General features: G+C 52.4%; 1 protein-coding gene. It reads left to right on the forward strand.

Going from position 1 to position 422, the window contains the following annotated elements:
- Window positions 1–135 precede the first annotated feature (135 nt).
- The coding region (locus ACEWB7_RS18050; protein WP_411581093.1) for a hypothetical protein at window positions 136–422 on the forward strand (287 nt) is incomplete at its 3' end.

Below are 422 nucleotides of genomic sequence, written 5' to 3' on the forward strand. Positions count from 1 at the left end.
GAATATCAACTTTATGTCTCCCCAGCGCGATCTTACGCTAAAGAATGTCGCTAAGGCTAAGGATTAAAAATTTAAAACTATTAACAATCAATTAACATTAGCAGGCAAACCATTCTTCCTGAGGAACACAACACCATGTCTACCACCCAGGTTCTCGGCGAAACGCCCTATGCTTCGCCAGGAGAACCGCACGCCAGCTTAACCGGACGCATTGATGCGCTGCCCGCCTCATTTGGGTTATGGTCGTTTATTACCCTGCTCTCACTTGGCGGCTTCTTTGAGCTCTACGATCTCTTCCAGACCGGGTATATCAGCGCGGGCCTGCTGGCGGAGGGCATTTTCCACACCGGACAGGCGGGCATCTTCGGCATCGCCGACCAGGCGGCCTTCGCCTCCGCCACCTTTATGGGACTGTTTATCGG

Source organism: Acinetobacter sp. NIOH-H-8, assembly GCF_046635365.1.
Taxonomy (GTDB): Bacteria; Pseudomonadota; Gammaproteobacteria; order Pseudomonadales; family Moraxellaceae; genus Acinetobacter.